The sequence below is a fragment of the Actinomyces ruminis genome, from assembly GCF_002154335.2.
In the GTDB taxonomy this organism is placed as follows: domain Bacteria; phylum Actinomycetota; class Actinomycetes; order Actinomycetales; family Actinomycetaceae; genus Actinomyces; species Actinomyces ruminis.
Window position 1 is genome coordinate 20,175 of the sequence record NZ_MTPX02000064.1, and the last position, 6,917, is coordinate 27,091.

Here is a 6,917-nt window from a genome sequence, read left to right on the forward strand (position 1 = left end):
GGCGTAACTGCCACTTACAGGAAGACTCACTATGCTCCGCTACGTTGGGCGCAGGCTGTTGCAGATGATCCCCGTGTTCTTCGGGGCCACTTTTCTGATCTACGCCATGGTCTTCGCTCTACCCGGTGACCCGGTGGCCGCCCTGGGCGGGGAACGCACTCTGTCGGACGCCGTCGTCGCCCAGATCCGAGCCGAATACCACCTGGATCAGCCCTTCATCGTGCAGTACCTGCTGTACATCAAGGGCATCTTCACCGGTGACTTCGGCACCACCTTCTCCCACCAGCCGTGTCCGAGGTCATGGCGCAGGCCTTCCCGGTCACCATCAAACTGGCCGTGATGGCGCTGGTGCTGGAAGCGGTCTTCGGGATCGTCATCGGTACGATCGCCGGGCTGCGCCGGGGCGGAGTCTTCGACGCCACCGTGCTGATCATCTCCATGACCGTGATCGCCGTGCCCACCTTCGTCATCGGCTTCGTGCTGCAGTTCCTCATCGGCATCAAGGCCGGCTGGCTGCCGGTGACGGCGGGCAGCAACCCGGGCGTCAGGGACCTGCTCATGCCCGCCATCGTGCTGTCGGCCGTCTCCTTCGCCTATGTGCTCCGGCTGACCCGCACCTCGGTGGGGGAGAACCTGGCCGCCGACTACGTGCGTACCGCCCGCGCCAAGGGCATCTCCGAACGCCGCGTGGTCACTCACCACATCCTGCGCAACTCGCTGATCCCGGTGGTGACCTTTCTCGGGGCGGACCTGGGCGCGCTGATGGGCGGAGCGATCGTCACCGAAGGCATCTTCAACATCCACGGCGTCGGCGGAACCCTGTACCGGGCGATCCTCCAGGGACAGGGCACGACGGTCGTGTCCTTCACCACCGTGCTCGTGCTCGTCTTCATCATCTCCAACCTACTCGTGGACCTGCTCTACGCCGCCCTCGACCCGAGGATCCGCTATGCCTGACACTCTCCAACCCGGCGGCGCACCCGCCACGACCCGTCCCGGCCAGGAACGCTTCGTCTCCGACGTCGACGAGACCGGCCTGGGGGCGGTGGACGCCGTCGCCGACGAGTCCGCACCGGCGTCGATGTGGGGGGAGGCGTGGAAGCAGCTGCGTCGCCGCCCCATGTTCTGGATCGCCGCGCTGCTGATCCTGGCCGCAGTGGCATTGGCGGTGGCTCCAGGCCTGTTCACCCGCACCGACCCCCGCTTCTGCGAGCTGAGTAACTCCTTGGCACCCGCAAGCGCCGGCCATCCCTTCGGCTTTGACAAACAGGGCTGCGACATCTACGCCCGCACCGTCTACGGCGCCCGCGCATCCGTGAGCGTCGGGGTGCTGACCACTCTTCTCGTGGTGATGGTCGGCTCCCTGATCGGCGCCATCGCCGGGTACTTCGGCGGCTGGTTCGACACCCTGCTGTCGCGCGTCACCGACATCTTCTTCGCCGTGCCCTTCATGCTCGCCGCCATCGTGGTGATGAGCATGTTCAAGTCGCACCGCTCGGTGTTCACCGTGGTGCTGGTCCTGGGGATCTTCGGCTGGCCGCAGATCGCCCGCATTACCCGCGGCGCCGTAATGTCGGTCAAGAACGACGAGTTCGTCACCGCCTCGACGGCGCTGGGCGCAGGTCGCTGGGCGACCATGTTCCGGCACATCCTGCCCAATGCTTCCGCCCCCATCATCGTCACCGCCACGGTGTCCCTGGGCTCGTACATCGTCACCGAAGCCACCATGTCATTCCTGGGGATCGGCCTGCCCGCAACGATCGTGTCCTGGGGTGCGGACATCTCCGCCGCTCAGTCCTCGCTGCGCAACGCTCCCGGCATCCTCTTCTATCCGGCCGGCGCTCTGGCCCTGACGGTGCTCGGCTTCATCATGATGGGTGACGTCGTGCGCGACGCCCTCGACCCCAAGACCCGCAAATGAGTGCAGCGAACGTGAAGACCATGACTAACACCACCGCCGCGGGCAAGCGCCCGGATCCCGAGCAGCCGCTGCTGGAGATCTGTGACCTCGAGGTGGCCTTCCGTTCTTCCACCGGCATGGTTCCGGCGGTACGCAAGGCGAACCTGACCGTCTATCCGGGCCAGTCCGTGGCCATCGTGGGAGAGTCCGGCTCCGGCAAGTCGACCACCGCTCATGCCGTCATCGGCCTGCTGCCGGGGACCGGTCGCGTCACCGGTGGACAGATCCTGTTCGAAGGACGGGATCTGACCTGCATCTCCGCCAAGGAGATGACCGCCCTGCGCGGGGCACGCATCGGGCTGGTGCCGCAGGACCCCATGAGCAACCTCAACCCGGTCTGGTCGATCGGCAGCCAGGTCAAGGAGACGCTGCGAGCCAACAACGTGGTGCCCGGCAGCGACCTGGACCGTCGGGTGACCGAGCTGCTCACCGAGGCCGGCCTGCCGGACGCCGCCCGCCGCGCGAAGCAGTATCCGCACGAGTTCTCCGGCGGCATGCGCCAGCGGGCCCTGATCGCCATCGGTATGGCCGCCGACCCGAGTCTGCTCATCGCCGACGAGCCGACCAGCGCCCTGGACGTCACCGTACAGCGGGTCATCCTCGACCACTTGCAGACCCTGACCCGCGAGCGGGGCACCGCCATGCTGCTGATCACCCATGACCTGGGACTGGCGGCCGAGCGTGCGGAACACCTGGTGGTCATGCACCGGGGGCGCGTCGTCGAATCCGGTCCCAGCCTGGAGATACTCAAAGACCCCAAGCACCCCTACACCAAGCGCCTGGTGCAGGCGGCCCCCTCACTAGCCTCCCACCGCATCGAGCAGGCACACGCCCAAGGAGTGGAGGTCACCGAGGACGAGCTGCTGGGCGCAGGCATGGGCCGAATGTCCACCGAGGAGGTGCTGCGCGTGGAGCACCTGACCAAGGTGTTCCCGGTGCGCGGCGCCAAGGGGAAGGCCAAGGCTCTCAAGGCCGTGGACGACGTCAGCTTCGGGCTGCGCAAGGGCACCACGCTGGCGTTGGTAGGCGAGTCCGGCTCGGGCAAGTCCACCGTCGCCAACATCGTCCTGAACCTCATCGACCCGACCAGCGGCAAGGTGTTCCACCATGGCACCGACCTGTCGACGTTGAACAAGCAGGAGCTGTTCGGCCTGCGGCGCGTGATGCAGCCCGTGTTCCAGAACCCCTACGGCTCCCTGGACCCGATGTACTCGGTGTTCTCCTCCGTTGAGGAGCCGCTGCGGGTGCACCGTGTGGGCACGCGCAAGGAGCGGGAGCAGCGGGTCGCCGAGTTGCTGGACATGGTGGCGCTGCCCCGTTCCGCCATGCGTCGTTACCCGGGGGAGCTGTCCGGGGGACAGCGACAACGCGTGGCCATCGCCAGGGCCCTGGCGCTGCGGCCGGAGATCGTCGTGCTGGACGAAGCGGTCTCCGCCCTGGACGTGCTGGTGCAGGCGCAGATCCTCCAGTTGTTGTCGAGCCTGCAGGCCGAGCTGGAGCTGAGCTATCTGTTCATCACCCACGACCTGGCGGTGGTGCGCCTGCTCGCCGACGACGTTGTCGTCATGGAGCAGGGGCGCGTGGTTGAGGCCGGGCCCAGTGACGAGCTGTTCGCCAACCCGCGCGAGGAGTACACCAAGCGCCTGATCGCGGCGGTACCCGGGGCGGGCATCGAGCTGTACAGTGAGCCGGCGGCCTGATCGGCACCACCAGGTTCGGAGGGTGTCATGACACAGTCCAGATCATCCGGCAGGGGAGCACCCGAGGCGGGCGGAATCCGGTGGCTGCCCCTGGTGCCGACCGTATTGGTGCTGATCGCGATCGGAACCGTCATCGGCTGGGGTGCCGGGCACTGGTTCGGCGCCAGCAGCCAAGCGGAAGCGACGCCGTCCACACCGGCCACGGAGGCTACCAGGCAGAGCCGACCAGCCGGCAGGCGGCCTCGAGCAATACTGCTACGCATAAGCCCCTGGCGCGGGAGGAGCAGGCCGCCTCGACGCCGCATTCCCTGACCACCGGCGCTGCTGCCCCGGACGAGTCCGCATTCCTCAACGGTGAGGTGATCGTGCCCGAGCAATGCGCCTGGAACAACGACGAGGGGAGGGTGACTCTGGTCGATGGCTTCGCAAGTGTGGACGAGGACGTTTACAGTATGAGCGTGACGGTCAGGCAAACCGCCGTGGTGACACTTGCGGACACGCCGTACCGGGCGGTGGTCTTCTCCTGCTGGGGCGGCGGGAACCTGGTCTACGACGTCATCGGCTTCTACGACGACGCCGCTGCACCGCCCGCCATTCAGACCGATATACAGTTCGCCGCCGGCCCTTACCAGAGCAACGCCATCAGCGCGGTCGAGGGTTCGCTCAAGCCGATCGAGGGCGGTTTCCATCTCCAGTGGGTCGGGGAGTTCCTGCCCACCGATGAGGCCTGTTCCGCCTGTGCCACCGGTGCGGCGGAGGCGGACTTCGTGTGGAACGGCAGCACTTTCGACGTCACCAACAAGGTGACCTGGCAGGAACAGGACTAGCTCAGCCCCGCATACGGCGTCCGGTCAGTATTCCCCAGGTGATGACGACGGCGCTGGCGGCCAGCTGTGCGAGCAGTAGTCGTGGCGTCAGGGGCGCACCGGCTGCCAGCAGACCGGTAGGCAGGCCCGCCAGGGCGGCGGCGTCGGGGCCGTTGACCAGCATCTCTACCGCGCCCGGCGGCAGCGACCCGACCGGTGAGGCAACCAGCCCCAGAGAGAAGTCCGGCGTGGGCCGGAATCCCGAACGCAACGCCGCCCCGGCCCAGCCACAGCCCGCCGCGACCACCAGGCCCAGTACCGTCCACGCCTCTCCAACGGTCGCAGGGGACCGGCCCGAGGCGAACAGGCGCGCGAGTACCGCCACTGCCGTCCAGGAAGTCATCGCCATTGCCGGCACCAACAGGTGCCCGCACCGGACCAGGACGGGACGTGCCGGCCAGGAGTCGTCCGCCCCGCCGTCGAACCAGGCGCGCCGCGCGGGTTCGGCGACCGCCAAGACCGCGACCCAGGCGCCGGCCAGATGCAAGACCGCCGTCCCGACCACGCCGATCCCGGTGGACACCAGGGGGAACATTGCAATGACCAGACCCGCCGCCAGCTGCAGGCCGCGGCGCGGCTGACGCCACAACAACAGCCAGTCCGCCTGAGCAACCCCCAGCAACGGGTTCAGCTCGCGCGGGAGTCGGCGGGCGAAGCGGGCCAGCGGCAGCCGGGAGGAGCGGGACGGGCGACGCGCCGGAGCCGCCAGCAGGCGCCCCAGCGCGCGCGTGTCCAGGGACAGCAGGGAGACCTGTGCCCCCAGACTGCGGGCGGCGGCATCCAGCAGGGGTGCGTCCGGCATGTCTGCCAGGCGGGGCCACAGCCGCCGCCACCACAGCACGGACGCCAGCCCCATGAATACGCCGAGAGCCGCAAGCAGGGGCGCCCCCTCACGGCGCGGAAAGGGCAAACCCCCGACGCCCGCGGCCAGCGCCGCAAGGGCCGCCACCAGCACTGCGGCTCTAGTGCCCCGCGCCGCGGCGCCCCCCAGCTGCGCGCGGAGCAGTCCCAGTAGGAGGAGCCCGCCACCGCTGCCTCCGAGCAGCATCAATCCGGCCGCCACGGCAAGGTTGCTGCCCGCCATCACCGCCAGTACGAGCCCGGTGGCGCCGCCGACGGCGACGGCGAACGCGGTCTCTGCCCGTGCCACGGGGTCCAACAGTCCCCGGCGTTCGCCGGGCATGGCCAACCACCAGGTCGCCTCGTGGGGGCGCAGGAACAAAGGTCCCAGCCGCCGCAACGGATCCAGTATCAGCCGCGTCAGCATCAGCACCAACAGCAGCGTTGCCCAAGCAGGGTCCATGGCGGCGAGGCCGGGTCCGGATGCCGGGGAGCCGGTTCCCAAGTGCCGCAGGTACGGCGCCGCCATGGCGCCCAGGACGGCCGCGGCCAGCACGGCGTCGTAAATGTCCCCAAGCAGTGCCCAGCGACTACGTGTGCGGACGGTGTGAGCGCGCACCCAGCGGCGCAGCTCCCGTCCCGAGGGCAGGGCGGGGGAGTTGTGGTCGTGGGCGTTCACAGCGTGCCCTCGGTAATGGCACGCACCCCATCGGTGACGCTCAGCAGGCGGGTGTTGGCGCCTACCAGTAGCACATCGGTCGCAGCAGTGCTCACGAACTCCGCGTCATGGCAGGCGAGCAGTATCCCGATTCCCGCTTCCCGCTCGGCGACCAACCTGCGGGCGAGGGTACGGCGGGTGACGTGGTCCAGGCGCTGCTCCGGCTCATCGAGTACCAGCAGGCAGCGGGGCCGGGCCAGCGCCGCGGCCAACGCCAGGCGGCGCCGTTGCCCCGACGACAACTCATCGGGCAGGACATTCGCCAGGCCCGTCAGGTTGAACTCCTCCAGGAGTTCGGCGGCGGTGCGCTCCGGCGCGGGGGTGGAGTGCCCGTAACAGACCAGCGCCAGATGCTCGGCCACCGTCAGGGTCGGGAAGAAGGACTCCTCACCCAGGTCGCGCGCCACCGCCCGGCGCTGCCTGCCCGAACGCGGGTCGGGGACGCGGCCCAGCAGCGTGACCTCGCCGTCGATGGGCGGGAGCAGCCCAAGGCAAGTGCGCAGCAGCGTGGACTTGCCGGCACCGTTGACCCCGACCAGTGCCAGCGCGCAACCGGGGCGGAGCGTGAAGGTCGCCGGGGCGCACACGGCATGATCGCCGTAACCGACACTCAGATCGCGGGCGGTGAGCAGTGTCGGTCCATTTGTGGTAGGCGCGGCTGTGCCTGCCATGGCAGTCCCCTTCGACTTCATAACGCGATTGCGGCCGATGCTACCGGCCTGACGTCATGTCTCTGAAGCGGGTTGATCGCCTCACCCGCGCAAAATACGACCCCCGGGTGCATTCCACGACCACCCCAGGGTCGTGGAATGCACCCGGGGGTCGTATTTTGC

General features: G+C 68.6%; 5 protein-coding genes and 1 pseudogene. 4 read left to right on the forward strand and 2 right to left on the reverse strand.

Annotation, left to right across the window (positions count from 1 at the left end):
• The first annotated feature begins 31 nt into the window (after positions 1-31).
• The 4 genes and pseudogenes from BW737_RS12060 to BW737_RS12075 all read left to right on the forward strand — a co-directional run bounded on the left by BW737_RS12060 (position 32) and on the right by BW737_RS12075 (position 4,487).
• A pseudogene (locus BW737_RS12060) lies at positions 32-957 on the forward strand (ABC transporter permease).
• Positions 950-1,921, forward strand: a complete 972-nt coding sequence (locus BW737_RS12065; RefSeq protein WP_086615793.1) for an ABC transporter permease — start codon at positions 950-952, stop codon at positions 1,919-1,921. The pseudogene BW737_RS12060 and the gene BW737_RS12065 overlap by 8 nt, the downstream one beginning before the upstream one ends.
• 20 nt (positions 1,922-1,941) lie before the next feature.
• Positions 1,942-3,660, forward strand: coding sequence for a dipeptide ABC transporter ATP-binding protein (locus tag BW737_RS12070; protein ID WP_257210799.1), 1,719 nt, complete (start codon positions 1,942-1,944; stop codon positions 3,658-3,660).
• 80 nt (positions 3,661-3,740) lie between these two features.
• Complete coding sequence (locus BW737_RS12075) at positions 3,741-4,487, forward strand: hypothetical protein (protein ID WP_086615791.1); 747 nt, start codon at positions 3,741-3,743, stop codon at positions 4,485-4,487.
• A gap of 1 nt (position 4,488) precedes the next feature.
• Here the strand turns inward: BW737_RS12075 and BW737_RS12080 are convergent, their stop codons facing one another.
• A complete protein-coding gene (locus BW737_RS12080; protein ID WP_257210800.1) occupies positions 4,489-6,045 on the reverse strand; it encodes a DUF6297 family protein in 1,557 nt (518 codons plus the stop codon).
• Positions 6,042-6,755 (reverse strand): ABC transporter ATP-binding protein, encoded by a 714-nt coding sequence (locus BW737_RS12085; RefSeq protein WP_257210801.1) that lies wholly within the window; start codon positions 6,753-6,755, stop codon positions 6,042-6,044. The genes BW737_RS12080 and BW737_RS12085 overlap by 4 nt, the downstream gene beginning before the upstream one ends.
• Positions 6,756-6,917: the final 162 nt, after the last annotated feature.